Here is a 14555-nt window from a genome sequence, read left to right as displayed (position 1 = left end):
AAACTTACAACTGAATCCTATTTCATTTACACAAAATTTTGGACAGTGTCTTTGTGCCCCTGCCGTGTGGCGACTCAGGTACTGTTTTTGCCTTTGCGGGGGAAACGGCAAAACGAATGAACAGACTCAAACCCCATTTGGCCCTGTTGGCCTGCAACGTCCTCTGGGCCTTGGACTATCCCTTTTACAACATGGTCCTCCCGCGTTATGTGGACCCGATGGCCATGGTCTCGGCGTCGCTCGTCGTCACGGCGCTCCTTTCGCTCGTGCCGCTGCTGTGGCAGAAGCCCGAGAAGGTCGCACGGGCGGATATGCGCAAGCTGATCGGTGCCGCGCTGCTGATCGGCGTATTGCGCAAGGTATTCATCATGTACGGATTGTCGCTGACCTCGCCGATCGACGGGTCGATCATCGGCACCATTGTGCCGCTGCTGGTGCTGGTGCTCTCCGTGCTGCTGGGAATGGACCGCTTCACCCGGCTCCGGATCGCGGGACTGGTGCTCGGCATGGCCGGGGCGGTGGCGGTGGTGCTGACCGGGGGAATGTCGGTGCACGCGCAGTCGCATCTCTGGGGGAATGTGATGATCTTCCTGTGTGCCTGCGTCACTTCGGGATACATGGTGTGGTTCAAGCGGCTGATTGCCCGGTATCGCATTACGACCGTGCTGCGCTGGCTCTACTGTGCGGCGGCGGTCATGGCCCTGCCGTTCGGAATCGGGCCGATTGTTCACACCGATTTTGCGGACATTGCTCGCCACGCCCTGCTTCCGACGCTCTTCGTGCTGGTGCTCCCGACCTATGTGCCCAACCTGATGCTCAACTATGCCCTCAAGACGGTGCAGCCCACCGTGTCGAGTATCTACGCCTATTTGCAGCCCGTGCTGGCGATCGCTGTTTCGGTGGGGATGGGGTTGGACAAACTGCATGCCGACACGGTGGTGTTTGCATCGGTGATTTTCGTGGGGGTGGGGCTGGTGCTCCGTTCCTATGCGGCGAAGCCGCGGCGGGACGGGCCGCCTGCCGTGGGGCCGCATTGACGCATCGTTCGTCGAAAAAAAAGAGCCTCCCGATACCGGAAGGCTCTTTTTGTACAGCTTTCAGTGTGCGTTACTCGGCAGCGGAAACCGAGAACTTGATCGTAGCCTTGACCTCCTTGTGCAGGCGGACCGTAGCCTCGAACTCGCCGACGGTCTTGACAGCATCGACGTTGATCTGCTTGCGGTCTACGGTGATGCCCTTGGCTGCGAGAGCCTCGGCCAGGTCCGTTGCCGTGACCGTACCGAAGAGTTTGCCCTCCTCGGCCTTCACCGACAGCGACAGCGGCAGGTTGGCGATGGTCTCGGCCAAAGCCTGTGCGTCGGCCAGGATCTTGGCGTCCTTGTGGGCGCGCTGCTTCAGGTTCTCGGCGAGGACCTTCTTGGCGGCGGCGGTAGCCGACTTGGCATAGCCCTGGGGAATCAGGTAGTTGTTGGCGTAGCCGGGCTTCACGTTCACGATGTCGTTGGCGTAGCCCAGGTTTTCGATATCTTTGATCAGAATTACTTCCATGGTCTTGTCCTCCTTTTAATTATTTCATGCAATCGGTTACGAAGGGCAGGATGGCCAGGTGGCGCGCACGCTTCACGGCCTGGGCGACCTTCTTCTGGAACTTCTGCGAAGTACCCGTCAGACGGCGCGGAAGAATCTTGCCCTGCTCGTTGAGGAACTTCTTGAGGAACTCTCCGTCCTTATAGTCTACATACTTGATGCCGAGCTTCTTGAAACGGCAGTATTTTTTCTTCTTGACGTCTACCGATACGGGGTTCAGGTAACGGATTTCCGACTGTGCTTTGTTCTCCTGTGCCATGGTTTACTCCTCCTGTTTGTTAGAAAGTTTTGCACGACGCTTCTCCGAATATTCCACGGCGTATTTGTCCTGCTTGAAAGTTAAGAAACGGATCACGCGCTCGTCGCGGCGGTACTGCGTTTCGAGCGTGTTGATGAGCGAACCTTCGCCCGTGAACTCTACCAGGAAGTAGAAACCGGTGGTCTTCTTCTGAATGGGATAGGCGAGCTTGCGAAGGCCCCACGACTCCTTGTTCACAATCTGACCGCCGTTTTCGGTGATGACACCCTGGAATTTGTCAGCAACCTCCTGCACCTGTGCATCGGACAGAACCGGCGTGACAATGAAAACGGTTTCGTAATTGTTCATAATGCTTTTAATTAGTTGATTAAATCCCCTAAGGGACCGCAAAGATAGGGATAAATCCGGGAAAAACAAAATATACCCTCCGATTTTATCTCCGGCGGCCGGATTTTGGCAGCCCCGGGCGGCGGGTCTGACCCTCGGGCAGGGAAAACCGGGGCGGCGGCTGTGGTCGGTTGTCGCGCTGGGCCGGATTCCGGTTTGCGTCGCTGCTTCCTGCTTCCTGCGGGCGGGAGCTGTGGCGGCAGAGGCTTATTTTTCCGGGAAACCCTGCGCTTTCAGCTTTATCTCCTGGCCGTCGGGTGTGACGAGGTAACAGCCCGTGGAGGCGGGGGTGATGTGGCCGATGACGTCGACAAGGCCCAGTTTCATGATCTGCTCCTGCAGCGTGAGCGGCACGGTGAAGAGCAGTTCGTAGTCCTCGCCGCCGTTGAGCGCCGCCACGACCGGGTCCGAGTGCATCTCCTCGGCCAGGGCCGAGGTCTGACGGGCGATCGGGATGCGTTCGAGGTAGATGCGTGCACCGCAGTCCGACGATTTGCAGAGCTGCATCAGGTCGCTCGCCAGACCGTCCGAGAGGTCGATCATCGACGTGGGGAGGATCTTATCCTCGGCCAGAGCCTGGATGATATCGGTGCGGGGACGCGGTTTCAGGTATTTTTCGAGCAGGTATTCGTAGCCCTTGAACTGCGGCTCGGGATCCTTGACATCGCGGAGTACGCGCTTCTCGCGTTCGAGAAGCTGCAGGCCCATGTAGGCGGCCCCGAGGTTGCCCGTGATGCAGATGAGGTCGTTCTGCCGTGCGCCGTCGCGGTAGACGATCGTCTCCTTTTCGGCGTAGCCGAGGGTGGTGACGGTGATGACCAGTCCGGTCATCGAGGCCCGCGTGTCGCCCCCCACGAGGTCGATATTCTGCTCCCGGCATGCGAAGGCGATGCCTTCGTAGAGGTCCTGGAGGGCCTCGACGGGCAGTTTCGACGAGACACCGAGCGATACGGTGATCTGTGCCGGGAGGGCATTCATGGCCAGGATGTCGCTCACACCGGAGGTGACGACCTTATAGCCCAGGTGCTTGAGCGGGAAGTAGGTGAGGTCGAAATCGACGCCTTCGTAGAAGGAGTCGGTCGTGCAGAGCACCGCCTCGCCGTGTCCCGGGGCGAGCACCGCGGCGTCGTCCCCCGCGCCCCTGAGCGTCGAGGCATTCTTCGGGGTGAATCCGCTGGTCAGCAGGTCGATGAGTCCGAATTGTCCGAGCGAAGCGATCTCGGTGCGCTTTTTCTGCTCCATGAATCTGAAATTTTTTACAAAATTAAGGAAATACTCTTGTTTCCCCAAAAAATAACTTAATTTTGCCCAATCCAAATTACTAAAAGGGTTAGTTATGGTAAATATCGTCTTATTCGGCGCTCCGGGTTGCGGCAAAGGCACGCAGGCACAGCGCCTGAAGGAACACTACGGAATTGATCACGTTTCCACGGGCGAGGTGATCCGCGACGAAATTCGCCGCGGTACGCAGCTGGGACAGAGCATGGAAGCCTATATCAAGGCCGGAAAGCTGGCTCCCGATGAGATCGTAATCGGCATGATCGAGAACTATGTCGCCGAGCACAAAGATGTCGCCGGCTGCATTTTCGACGGCTTTCCCCGCACCACGGTGCAGGCCGAGGAGTTCGACAAAATCCTTGCCGGACAGGGGTTGAAGGTCGACATGATGATCGACATTCACGTGCCCGAGGAGGAACTGGTGCGTCGCATCCTGCTGCGCGGCAAGGATTCGGGGCGCGCCGATGACACTTCGGAAGAGGTGATTCGCGGGCGTCTGGACGTGTACCACAAGCAGACGGCCGTCGTGGCCGACTTCTACGCCGCACAGGGCAAATATGCCTCGGTGGACGGCGTGGGGACGATGGAGGAGGTCTTCTCCCGCATTGCCGCGGTGGTCGATGGGCTGAAATAGAGTGCCTGCGTCCGGAGGAGTAATGTCTCCCGAACGGAAATTCGCCCCTGTCGGAATTCAGTCCGGCAGGGGCGAATTGTGTACCGGGGCGAATTGTGTACCGGCCGGCTGGTGTGCAGGGCCCGGGCTGGTGTGCAGGAGGCGAGCTGATTGTGTCGTCCAGGCCGGGCGGGGGTGCAGGTCGGGCAGAGCACAGAGATGGCTGGTGCACACTCTGGATGTGCCGCAGTTCGGGCTTGTGCGTAGGGAGGATATGTATGTAGCTGGTTTTGTGTGTAGGAGGGATGTATTTTGCCCGGATTTGCGTGCCGTTAGGGCAGGAGCGCCGCTCGGGTGCGTCGTCGGTGCTTTTTTGCTGCGCCGGGTGGGACCGGGATACGAAAAAAGCCGCCCGTTTCCGGTGCGGCTTTTCGGTCTCGCTGTGGGAGAGCTGCCCCCCCCCTCGGACGAAGATTTAGAGCGCGTTCACGTGGAGCTGGATCGAGCTCTTCAGGTTCGCAGCCTTGTTCTTGTGCACGATGTTGTGCTTTGCCAGTTTGTCGAGCATAGCGGTTACTTTCGGGAGCAGGGCCTCGGCGGCGCTCTTCTCGGTGGTCGTGCGCAGGGCCTTCACGGCGTTGCGGGCCGTCTTGTGGAACAGACGGTTGTGAGCACGCTTCGTCAGGGTCTGGCGAATTCTCTTCTTCGATGACTTATGGTTTGCCATAATCCGTTAATTGTTATTTTTTTACTTTTTTCAGTCGTTTGGCTTGAAACGGCCTTGGCCGCTTTCGGATAGACCGGAGTCCGCTCCTCGAAAAGTTTTTCACCCGTAGGGGACGCTCCGGCTCTTTTGGCTGCGGCGGAGATTTCAACGCGGTTCGGAGATTTCGATCCTCCTCCCTTTCTCCCTTCCTTCTCTCGTCCTTTCGTCCGTCTGGCTTCTGTTCCGGCCCCGGCCCCTTCGTTGTAGCCCATAGGAGAGTCGAACTCCTCTTTCAAGAATGAAAATCTTGCGTCCTAACCGATAGACGAATGGGCCTTTACCACTATCGCGAACCCCGAATGGGGGCGCTTTAGCGGTGCAAAGGTAAGCAAAAAAGTGACTTGTGCAAAAAATATGTGAAAAAAAGAGCTGAAAAAATGGAATTATTGTATTTTTTGTACGCGTTAACCCCTTGTATTATGGATATTATTCAGGTTGTGGACGCAGTGTTGCCTGCGGTTCGTTACGGCGGTACGGAGCGTGTGGTCTGGGCCCTGGCCCGGGAACTGGTTCGCGCCGGACATCGTGTGACCTTTCTCGCGCGTGCCGGGTCGGTGTGCGATTTCGCCGAGGTGGTCGTGCGTGACGACAGGCCGCTTGCCGAATAGATCGCGGCGATCGGAGGCGACATCGTGCATTTCCACGAAGGGCGCGGAATCTTTACCGATGAGGAGCGGGCGGCGATGAAGCTGCCGTCGGTGACGACCGTCCACGGCAACGTGTCGGGGGAGATCGGTGAAAATGCGATTTTCGTGAGCCGCAACCATGCCGAAAGGCACGGCGCCCGCACGTATGTATATAACGGATTGGATTGGGACGAATACGCTGCGCCCGACCTCGGCGGTTTTCCCGGCCGCCGGTATTTCCATTTCCTGGCCAAGGCAGCATGGCGGGTGAAGAACGTACAGGGGGCCATAGACGTGGTGCGCGGCCTGCCGGACGGGCAGCTTCGCGTGCTGGGCGGAACCCGGCTGAATTTCAAGATGGGATTCCGTTTCACAATTACCCCCCCCCTTGTGTCCGGTTTTTCGGGATGGTGGATCAACGGCAGAAGAGCTTTCACCTGCGCGGCTCCCGTGGCTTGATTTTCCCCGTGAAATGGCACGAGCCTTTCGGCCTTGCCGTAACCGAAAGCCTGTGGTTCGGGATGCCTGTCTTCTGTACCCCTTACGGGTCGTTGCCGGAGCTGGTCGTGCCTGAGGTGGGGGCTTTGTCGGCGAGCGCCTCGGAGTTGCGGGAACGGCTTTTGCAATGGAATGCGTATTCACCCCGTATCTGTCACGAATACGCCCGCGATCTGTTCAATGAGCGGGTCATGGCCGAACATTATCTGGCCAGCTACGAGCGGGTGTTGGGCGGCGGGAAGCTCAATGACGGCCGTTCGCTTGCGTGTGATACTGCTTGCCGGCTTCCTTTCAGCAAATAGGTTTCTTGTTCCTCTCGGGCGAGCCGGACGGTCCGCGTCTCGGGGTCGAAGCGGGCGTTCTCGCCCGAGAAGAGACGCTCGATCAGTCCGCTGCCGACCATCTCTCCGGCGGGGAGGTGGTGCAGCGAGGGTGTGTCGATCAGCGCCACCGAGTCGCAGAGCGAGAGCGCCACGTCGAGGTCGTGTGTCGAGAAGAGGATGCATTTGCCCTCGTCGCGGGTCAGCCGCCGGAGCAGTGTCGCCAGTTCGTAGCGGTTCGGAAGGTCGAGGAAGGCCGTGGGTTCGTCGAGCAGGATGATCGGGGTGTCCTGGGCCAGAGCCCGGGCGATCATCACCCGCTGGCATTCGCCGTCGGACATGCGGTCCATGGTCTTGCGGGCGAAGGACGACATCCCCACCAGGCGGAGTGAGCGTGCGACGATGGTGCGGTCGGTCTCCTGCATGCGCCCGATCCAGTTGGTGTAGGGGGCGCGTCCTAGGGCCACGACGTCCTCGCAGGAGAGGTTGGCGATACGGACCTTGTCGGTGGTGACGAATCCCACGGTCGTGGCCAGCTCGTGGGGCGTGAGCGACGTCAGCGGGCGGCCGCAGAGTCTCACCTCGCCGCCGGTGGTTGCCCCGAGGCCTGCGATGGCCCGCAGCAGGGTGCTTTTGCCCGTGCCGTTGCGGCCGATCAGTGCGGTCAGCGATCCTGGGGCGAAGGCGGTGCTGACATCTTCGAGCAGCGTGCGGCTGCCGTAGGAGAGTGTGGTATGGTTGAGGGTGATGTTCATGTCAGAAGATATTGCGGTTGCGGACGACGACGAAGATGACGACCGGGATGCCCATCAGGGCCGTGATGGTGTTGATCGGCAGGGCGAGGCTCTTGGCCGTGAGGTCGCAGACCAGAAGCAGGGCCGCGCCCGCGAGCATCGATCCCGGCATCAGGATGCGGTGGTCGGCCGAGGCGAAAAGCATGCGCGTGAGGTGCGGCACGGCCAGTCCGATGAACCCCACCGGGCCGCAGAAGGCGGTGACGGTACCCGCGAGCAGGACCGTGGAGAGGAAGATCAGCGTGCGCGTGCGCTGCACGTTGAGGCCCATCGTGCGGGCGTAGTGTTCGCCCAGCAGCAGCAGGTTGAGCGGCTTGATGACGGCGACGGCAAGCGTCAGTCCCGCGGTGACGACGGGAAGCAGCAGGGCGAGCTGGCTGCCCGTGACGTCGCCCAGCGATCCCATGGTCCAGACGACGAACGATTTGAGGGCCGCCTCGCTCGACAGGTATTGGAGGATTTCGACGATCGAGCTGATGCCCGAGCCGAGCATCATGCCGAGGATGAGGATGACCATGATGTCCTTGATGCGGCGGCTGACCGCCATCACGACGAACAGAACGAGCGCCGAGCCGAGCCACGCGGCACCGGCCACGCCCAGCGAGCGGACGAACGAGTGGCCCGCCACGCCCAGCAGGGGCGCGCCCAGCAGGAACAGGGCGACGCCGAGGCCTGCTCCCGAGCTGACGCCCAGCACATAGGGTCCGGCCAGCGGGTTGCGGAAAAGGGTCTGCATCTCGAGGCCCGCGGCGGCGAGGGCGGCGCCGGCAAACAGGGCCATGACGGCTTTCAGGAGGCGGATCTGGAGGATGATATCGCGGGTTGCGGGGTCGCAGCAGCCGCCCGTGAGCGCGGCCCATACCTCGCCGAGCGGCACGGCGACCGATCCGACGGCGAGGTCGGCGATGAAAAGCGCTGCGGTGAGCAAGCCGAGTGTTGCGAAGAGGAGCGAGGTTTTGTGTGGGGTCATTGGGCGGAGATGGAATTTGAGCGGTATTTCGTGGCGGACGTCGGTCGGTGCGTCGATTGGTTTTCCGGTCGGTTTTCCAGTTGGTTTGCCGGTCGGTTTGCCGGTCGGCCGTCGGCGGGGGTGGCGGCGGGGGATGCTTTCAGAAGCTGGCGGTTTCGGGCGATCCGTTGCGGCGTGTCGTCTCCGGCAGTGCGCAGGTCGAGAAGTCCGGCTGTGGGGCCCGGCCATTCGGTTTTGCCCTGCGGGGATTCCTCCATGCGTTTGCCTTTATATATTATATAGGAACGGCCCGGTTTGCGGTGTTTGGCTGTGGCGGCGGAGGTTTTGCCTGTCGCGCCGTAGGGCGGCATGAGGTCGGGGCGACAGGCGGCGGGCAGTTCGAAATCGAGGTTCGTGTCGTGGCCCACGTTGCGGGCTTCGCCGTGGAGGCGGCGTTCCCGGATGTAGGGGTTTGAGGCGAGGCCGATGCCCGAGGCAGGCCTCGAAGAACTCCCGCAGGCCGATGCGGGGACTGCGGAAAAGAGGAGCAGAAGACGTGAAAATCGTTTCATTTCTGCAAAAATAGAAAAAAAACTGGCGGAAATGTGTTTGTTTTCGAAAAATGTACTATATTTGCAGTCCCAAAGCGAAGGGTTTTGCTCTTTTGCCAAAGGAATCGGGGCGTAGCTCAGTCCGGTTAGAGTACACGTCTGGGGGGCGTGTGGTCGCTGGTTCGAATCCAGTCACCCCGACTGAAGAAAAGGCTTGGTAATCATCAGATTGCCAAGCCCTTTTTCGTTTGCGGCTGATCCTTCGGGGATGGCGGCGGGGTGGGTTTTCGGGATTGGAGCCAGGTTGGTCGGGGGCAGCCGGAGCGGATGGGGCTGGCGTTGCGTTCTGGAAACCGGCAATCGGCAATGCGCCCTTCCCGGCGGAGGGGCGGTGCGTCTTCGGGCCACGCAAGGAGGGGGCTGGCGGAGGATGCGATGAATCGTGAAATAGCGCGGACAAAAGGGCCGAAGTCTTTGGCTTTTTAGTTACTTTTGCGAAGAAACTTTCAAGCATGGAGTTTTTTGATTGATTCCTAAAGCCATGAAAAGGATAGTTGCAATTGGGTGTTTGTGCATTATGGGCATGTGTCGTGTCTATGCTGGCGACAGTAGCCGGGTAGATTCTTTATTGCTGAAATTGGATCAGGCGATAGAGAAACGGCCCATATATATGGAACAAAAAGAGGTGAGGCTGGAGAAGCTGAGGAGGCAGTTGTTTCAGGCAATATCGGATGAAGACCATTTTGCCATTCTCGGGGCTTTGTTGGATGAGTATCGTTCCTTCAATACGGATTCGGCCCTCCGTGTGGCCGAGGAGAGGGAGCAGATCGCCATGCGTATCGGAAACCGGGAATACATGGATAATGCCCGGATGAATAAGGCCGATGTCCTGGGGCTGACGGGCATGTACAAGGAGGCGATGGATCTGATGCGCGATATTCATGCGGAGCAGTTGTCGGAAAACCTCCGGCCCTATTACTACCATATTTATCGCACGATCTACGGGCTGATGGCCGATTATGCGGTTACGAAGAATGAGCGGATTCTTTATGCGGAACTTACCGACAGATACCGGGATTCGTTGTTGCAGGTCAATAAGGACAATCTGTTGATATATACCTTGATTCGGTCCGACCAGTATAATGTGCGCAACGAATACGATAAGGCCATTTGTCTGCTGACGGATTATCTGGCCCGGCAGGAGGAAGACGAGCATGAGGTGGCAATTGGCGCCTATACCTTATCGGAATCCTATCGTCTGAAAGGGGATCGGGAGAAAGAAAAAGAATTTCTGATCGTTTCGGCCATTGCCGATATGAAAACTGCTGTCCGGGAGTATATCTCGTTGCGTAAGCTGGCCGTATTGCTTTATCAGGAAGGAGATATCGAGCGGGCCTATTCTTATGTGAAGATCTGCATGGAAGATGCCGCAGCCTGCAATGCCCGCTTGCGTAAACTGGAGATCCTGGAGATTTTCCCCATCATCAACGACGCTTATCAGCAAAAGACGGAGAAACAGCAGGAACAAATGGAATGGACGCTGCTGTCAATCAGCATCCTTTCATTTTTTCTGTTGCTGGCCATATTCTATGTCTACAAGCAGATGAAGAAGCTGGCTGTAGCCCGCAGAGAAGTGATCGACGCCAACAAGCGGTTGAAGGAGCTGAATGAAGAACTCCACCTCTCGATGCTCAAACTCAAGGAGGCCAACCACAGTATCGCTGAAAACTCGTATCTGAAGGAGGAGTATATCGGCCGATATATGGATCAGTGTTCGATCTATTTGGAAAAGATGGATACCTACCGCCGGTCATTGGGCAAGATTGCTGCCGCCGGAAACATGGACGAGCTTTACAAGACGATTAAGTCTTCCAAATTCATAGAAGGAGAGTTGAAAAAGTTCTATGCAAACTTCGATGATGCCTTCCTGCAACTCTTTCCTGCTTTTGTAGAAGATTTCAATGCTTTGCTTGCCGCCGATGAGCAGATTGTCTTGAAAAACGGCGAAAGGATGAATACCGAGTTGCGTATCTTTGCATTGATCCGATTAGGAATTACCGACAGTGTGAAGATAGCCCAGTTTCTGCGCTATTCCATCACCACAATTTATAATTATCGCACGAAGGTGCGCAACAAGGCTGCCGGCAACCGGGACCTGCTGGAGCAGGAGGTGATGAAAATAGGTCGGGCGAAGGACTGAAAAGAGTTTTTGTGGGTCGTGTGACAAAATCGGTGTCGCCGGTTGCCCTGTCGTGATTCGATGACGATGGGGCGCCGGCCTTTCCGTTTTTTCTTCCGGTTTGAAGGAGGTCCGTTTCCTGCGGATCCCAAATCCCGACTGCCCGGGAAAGGCATTGCACATCTTTTCGGAATCCCTTCTGATTTTTGGATCCTGCGCACAAATGCGCAGGAGCTTTTTTGCGCCGTTTTGCGATCCATGGGATGAAAATCGTCTTTAGGATGCTGATAGTTTCACTACTTTTTTATGGGGTCTTTCCAGTTTCATATTGTTGATAAACAGTGTTTTAATTGGATATAGACGGTGCGTATCACTACTTTGCCACTCACTTCATTATGATTGGATTTTTTATCGAATACTTTTGTATTGTTTCTTTTCCCAAAAAAGAGACGTTTGTCGCTTATACTTATTTACCAACTTTAAAATTTTATACTAATCTATGCGAAAGAACAAGCCTCAAATTCGAAAACAGAGGGTAACATCCCGAATCGCCAGCGAGTATCCGCTCCCGCGATATGGCGTCCTGCTCAATGGACTGTGGTATTGCAACCAATGGCACTAATCTTTTAATCGGAAAAACTATGAAAGTAAAAACTACTATTCTTGCACTACTATTTTTGTGGGCGGGCTTCTTCGTGGTTCATGCTGCCGACTCCGTGGCGGAAAACGTGGCTGCCCAACAACAGACAAAAGGTATCCGAATCAGTGGAACCATAGTTGATAAGGAGAAGTCTCCGCTCCCGGGGGTTAATGTGACGATCAAAAATGAACTGAAGGGAACCGTGACCGATGTGGACGGACACTTCTATCTTGAGGTGCCGAATAAACAGAGCGTCCTTAACATCTCTTACATCGGCTTCAAACCGAAGGAAATCGTGGTCGGAAATCAAATCAATTTCAATGTTGTGTTGGAAGAGGATGTGGCTGCGTTGGATGATGTCGTGGTCGTAGGTTTTGGGAACCAGAAGAAACTCTCGGTGATCGGTTCAGTGCAGACCATAGAACCCTCCAACCTGCAAGTCGGATCCTCCCGGTCGCTCAGTAACAATCTGGCCGGACAGTTGGCGGGTGTGATCGCCGTACAGCCGTCGGGCGAACCCGGATACGACAACTCGAATTTCTGGATCCGAGGCATTGCTTCTTTCAGCGGAAACACTTCGCCGCTGGTGTTGGTCGATGGTGTGGAGCGCAGCCTGAATGACCTTGATCCGGCTGAAATCGAATCTTTTTCTGTTTTGAAGGATGCCTCGGCCAGCGCCATGTATGGCGTGCGCGGAGCCAATGGTGTCATTATCATCAATACGAAGCGCGGAGCAATAGCCGCCCCTTCGATCAATCTCCGTGTCGAACAGTCCATTTCGGAGCCTACCAAACTCCCTGAATTTATCGGAGCTGCCGAATACATGAGCCTGCTCAATGCTCTGGAGCGCGATCCGGAGAAACGTATGTTTACAAAGGATCAGATCCTGAAAACTTATTATGGCTACGACAAGGATTTATATCCGGATGTAAACTGGATCGACGCCATTACCAAAGATTATGCAACCTCCACCCGTGCCAATCTTACGGTGAGCGGAGGAACGGAAATACTCCGCTATTCTCTGACGGCATCTCTCTATCACGAAAACGGAATTATGGCCGCCGATAAGAGTCTGCCTTATGATACCCAGAGCAAGTTGAACCGTTACAACATCCGGGCGAATGTCGATTTGGACCTGACTAAAACGACGCTGCTCCGTTTTAATGTAGGCGGTTACCTGCAGAACCTGCATAAAAGTCGCAGCGGGACGGATGCTGTTTTCAGCGCCGCTTTCGAAACGCCTCCGTTCGTACACCCCGCCGTGTATTCGGATGGAACCATTCCTATTGCCAGCGGCTACCGTTCCAATCCGTGGGCTATGAGCACGCAGACCGGTTATTATCGTAGCGGACGGAGCAAACTGGAGTCCTTGTTTGCCGTTGAGCAGAATCTCAAGATGATCACTCCGGGACTGAAAGCCAAGGTTACGTTTGCGTTTGATACCTACAACGAGAACTTTGTGACCCGTGGCCGGGAGCCGGATTATTATAGCGTGGCGAAATCTCGCAATGATGAAGGCGAACTGGTGCATAGCATCTTGAAATACGGAAGCGAGTTCCTGGACCATTCCAGCAATGCGAATTATGGCAATCAGAGCGTTTATCTGGAAGCGGCGCTCAGCTATAATCGGACCTTTAATGACAAACACATGGTGGATGCGCTCCTTTTGTATAATCAGCGCAGCTATGATTGGGGAGATATTCAGCCGAACCGCACGCAAGGTATTGCGGGACGTCTTTCGTATACGTTCGACCGCCGCTATATTTCTGAATTCAACTTTGGATACAACGGTTCGGAAAACTTTGCCAAGGGCAAGCGTTTCGGCTTTTTCCCGTCCTTTGCGCTCGGATGGCTCATCAGCGAGGAGAAATTCATGGATCCTGTGCGCGATGTCATCAACAAGCTGAAACTCCGGGCTTCGGTGGGATCGGTCGGAAATGACAATATCGGAGGACGCCGTTTCGCCTATATCACAACCATCAATGCAAACGCCAATGGTTACAACTGGGGATATACGGGAGATACCTATCGTGCCGGTGTGCAGGAGGGAGAAGTCGGCGTGGAAAATCTGACTTGGGAGAAGGCCCTGAAAACGAATATCGGTATCGAAATAGGCCTTTGGAACGAACTCGACTTCCAGATCGACCTGTTTAAAGAACGCAGAAGCAGCATTTTCATGCAACGTGCCACTATCCCCACCCAAACCGGACTTATCAACAGTCCGTATGCCAACTATGGCAAGGTGGACAACAAGGGTGTCGATCTGTCGCTGAACTACAACAAGCGGATCAACAAGGATTGGAGCGTCAGCGTAAGAGGAACCTTTACCTATGCCAAGAATAAGATTATTGAACGGGACGAACCGGAGTCGGTCAAGGGAACCCATCGTTCCATAACCGGACATTCAATCAATACGCTGTGGGGACTGCACGCCCTGGGGCTTTATACTGAGGATGATTTTGTGGATGGAAAGCTGAAAGAGGGAATACCCATCCCGCAACTGGGCGGCGAAGTGCGTCCGGGCGACATCAAATACCGGGACATGGATAACGATGGGTACATAACCAGCGCCGACGAAGGTTATATCGGCGGGACTACCGATCCGCGCATCGTCTACGGTTTTGGCGGAAATATCAATTTCCGGAACTGGGATCTGAGTTTCTTCTTCCAGGGATGCGGTGACACCTACCGGATTATCGGCGGATCGGATTATTTCATTCCCGGTAGCGGTGCCGGTGTTCTGGGCAACGTCTATACCAACTATACGGACTGCTGGACCGAGGAGAATCCTTCTCAGGATGTCTTTTGGCCGCGTCTTTCCCAGAGTACCAATACGAACAACAACCGGTCCTCGACTTTCTGGAAGAAGAACATGAGCTTCCTCCGGTTGAAAACTCTTGAAATCGGTTACAGCCTGCCGAAGAATATCGTCAATAAAATCAAGGCGAAGAGTATCCGCATCTTTGCCAGCGGGAACAACCTGTTCTATTTTTCCAAGTTCAAACTCTGGGATCCGGAACTGGCAACCTCTGACGGTTTGAAATATCCGTCCATGCGTTCCTTTATGTTTGGCGTAGACGTGCTTTTTTAATGTGGAATGAACTAAAG

General features: G+C 55.9%; 14 protein-coding genes, 2 tRNA genes and 1 pseudogene. 8 read left to right on the top strand and 9 right to left on the bottom strand.

Going from position 1 to position 14555, the window contains the following annotated elements:
* Positions 1-116: 116 nt before the first annotated feature.
* The gene (locus QZ460_RS03065) at positions 117-1037 is read left to right on the top strand and encodes a DMT family transporter (protein ID WP_290540123.1); all 921 of its coding nucleotides are present in this window, start codon (positions 117-119) and stop codon (positions 1035-1037) included.
* 70 nt (positions 1038-1107) lie between these two features.
* Here the strand turns inward: QZ460_RS03065 and rplI are convergent, their stop codons facing one another.
* From rplI to thiL, 4 genes are all read right to left on the bottom strand, one after another.
* Positions 1108-1548: a 50S ribosomal protein L9 gene (rplI, locus tag QZ460_RS03060; protein WP_290540122.1), complete on the bottom strand. Its 441-nt coding sequence runs from the start codon at positions 1546-1548 to the stop codon at positions 1108-1110.
* A 19-nt stretch (positions 1549-1567) separates the two neighbouring features.
* The gene (gene rpsR / locus QZ460_RS03055; RefSeq protein ID WP_018694586.1) at positions 1568-1846 is read right to left on the bottom strand and encodes a 30S ribosomal protein S18; all 279 of its coding nucleotides are present in this window, start codon (positions 1844-1846) and stop codon (positions 1568-1570) included.
* Between the two features lie 3 nt (positions 1847-1849).
* On the bottom strand, positions 1850-2194 hold the full coding sequence (gene rpsF / locus QZ460_RS03050) for a 30S ribosomal protein S6 (protein ID WP_064974706.1): 345 nt from the start codon (positions 2192-2194) through the stop codon (positions 1850-1852).
* A 246-nt stretch (positions 2195-2440) separates the two neighbouring features.
* A complete protein-coding gene (gene thiL / locus QZ460_RS03045) occupies positions 2441-3475 on the bottom strand; it encodes a thiamine-phosphate kinase (protein WP_290540121.1) in 1035 nt (344 codons plus the stop codon).
* A 94-nt stretch (positions 3476-3569) separates the two neighbouring features.
* Between thiL and QZ460_RS03040 the strand changes: the two genes are divergently transcribed.
* Positions 3570-4145 carry an adenylate kinase gene (locus QZ460_RS03040; protein WP_290540120.1) on the top strand — a complete coding sequence of 192 codons (576 nt, stop codon included), beginning with the start codon at positions 3570-3572 and terminating at the stop codon, positions 4143-4145.
* A gap of 454 nt (positions 4146-4599) precedes the next feature.
* On the opposite strand, the gene rpsT is transcribed toward QZ460_RS03040, so the two are convergent.
* Entirely contained in the window at positions 4600-4851 is a 252-nt protein-coding gene (gene rpsT, locus QZ460_RS03035) for a 30S ribosomal protein S20 (RefSeq protein ID WP_015547344.1), read from the bottom strand.
* A gap of 243 nt (positions 4852-5094) precedes the next feature.
* Positions 5095-5166 (bottom strand) — tRNA-Glu (locus QZ460_RS03030).
* 143 nt (positions 5167-5309) lie between these two features.
* On the opposite strand from QZ460_RS03030, the gene QZ460_RS03025 reads away from it, so the two are divergent.
* Genes QZ460_RS03025 through QZ460_RS03015 form a run of 3 tightly spaced genes read left to right on the top strand, consistent with a single transcriptional unit; the run spans position 5310 to position 6316 of the window.
* Entirely contained in the window at positions 5310-5498 is a 189-nt protein-coding gene (locus QZ460_RS03025) for a glycosyltransferase (protein WP_290540119.1), read from the top strand.
* 24 nt (positions 5499-5522) lie between these two features.
* Entirely contained in the window at positions 5523-5975 is a 453-nt protein-coding gene (locus QZ460_RS03020) for a hypothetical protein (RefSeq protein WP_290540118.1), read from the top strand.
* Positions 5924-6316, top strand: coding sequence for a glycosyltransferase (locus tag QZ460_RS03015; protein WP_290540117.1), 393 nt, complete (start codon positions 5924-5926; stop codon positions 6314-6316). The genes QZ460_RS03020 and QZ460_RS03015 overlap by 52 nt, the downstream gene beginning before the upstream one ends.
* On the opposite strand, the gene QZ460_RS03010 is transcribed toward QZ460_RS03015, so the two are convergent.
* The 3 genes and pseudogenes from QZ460_RS03010 to QZ460_RS10205 form a co-directional block, all read right to left on the bottom strand.
* Positions 6229-7089, bottom strand: a complete 861-nt coding sequence (locus tag QZ460_RS03010) for an ABC transporter ATP-binding protein (RefSeq protein WP_290540116.1) — start codon at positions 7087-7089, stop codon at positions 6229-6231. The two genes, QZ460_RS03015 and QZ460_RS03010, sit on opposite strands and share 88 nt — an antisense overlap.
* A 1-nt stretch (position 7090) precedes the next feature.
* Positions 7091-8098, bottom strand: coding sequence for an iron ABC transporter permease (locus tag QZ460_RS03005; protein WP_290540115.1), 1008 nt, complete (start codon positions 8096-8098; stop codon positions 7091-7093).
* A gap of 72 nt (positions 8099-8170) precedes the next feature.
* Positions 8171-8326: pseudogene (locus tag QZ460_RS10205) on the bottom strand (hypothetical protein); the annotation flags it as partial.
* A gap of 428 nt (positions 8327-8754) precedes the next feature.
* Between QZ460_RS10205 and QZ460_RS02995 the strand changes: the two are divergent.
* The 3 genes from QZ460_RS02995 to QZ460_RS02985 all read left to right on the top strand — a co-directional run bounded on the left by QZ460_RS02995 (position 8755) and on the right by QZ460_RS02985 (position 14538).
* Positions 8755-8829, top strand: a tRNA-Pro gene (locus QZ460_RS02995).
* Positions 8830-9169: 340 nt separating this feature from the next.
* On the top strand, positions 9170-10828 hold the full coding sequence (locus tag QZ460_RS02990) for a DUF6377 domain-containing protein (RefSeq protein ID WP_290540113.1): 1659 nt from the start codon (positions 9170-9172) through the stop codon (positions 10826-10828).
* A gap of 620 nt (positions 10829-11448) precedes the next feature.
* Positions 11449-14538, top strand: a complete 3090-nt coding sequence (locus QZ460_RS02985) for a TonB-dependent receptor (RefSeq protein ID WP_290540112.1) — start codon at positions 11449-11451, stop codon at positions 14536-14538.
* Positions 14539-14555 lie beyond the last annotated feature (17 nt).

The sequence above is a fragment of the Alistipes sp. genome (assembly GCF_020026455.1).
In the GTDB taxonomy this organism is placed as follows: Bacteria; Bacteroidota; Bacteroidia; order Bacteroidales; family Rikenellaceae; genus Alistipes.
The sequence above is the reverse complement of the archived record's forward strand: the minus strand, read 5'-3'. Positions and strand labels throughout refer to the sequence as shown.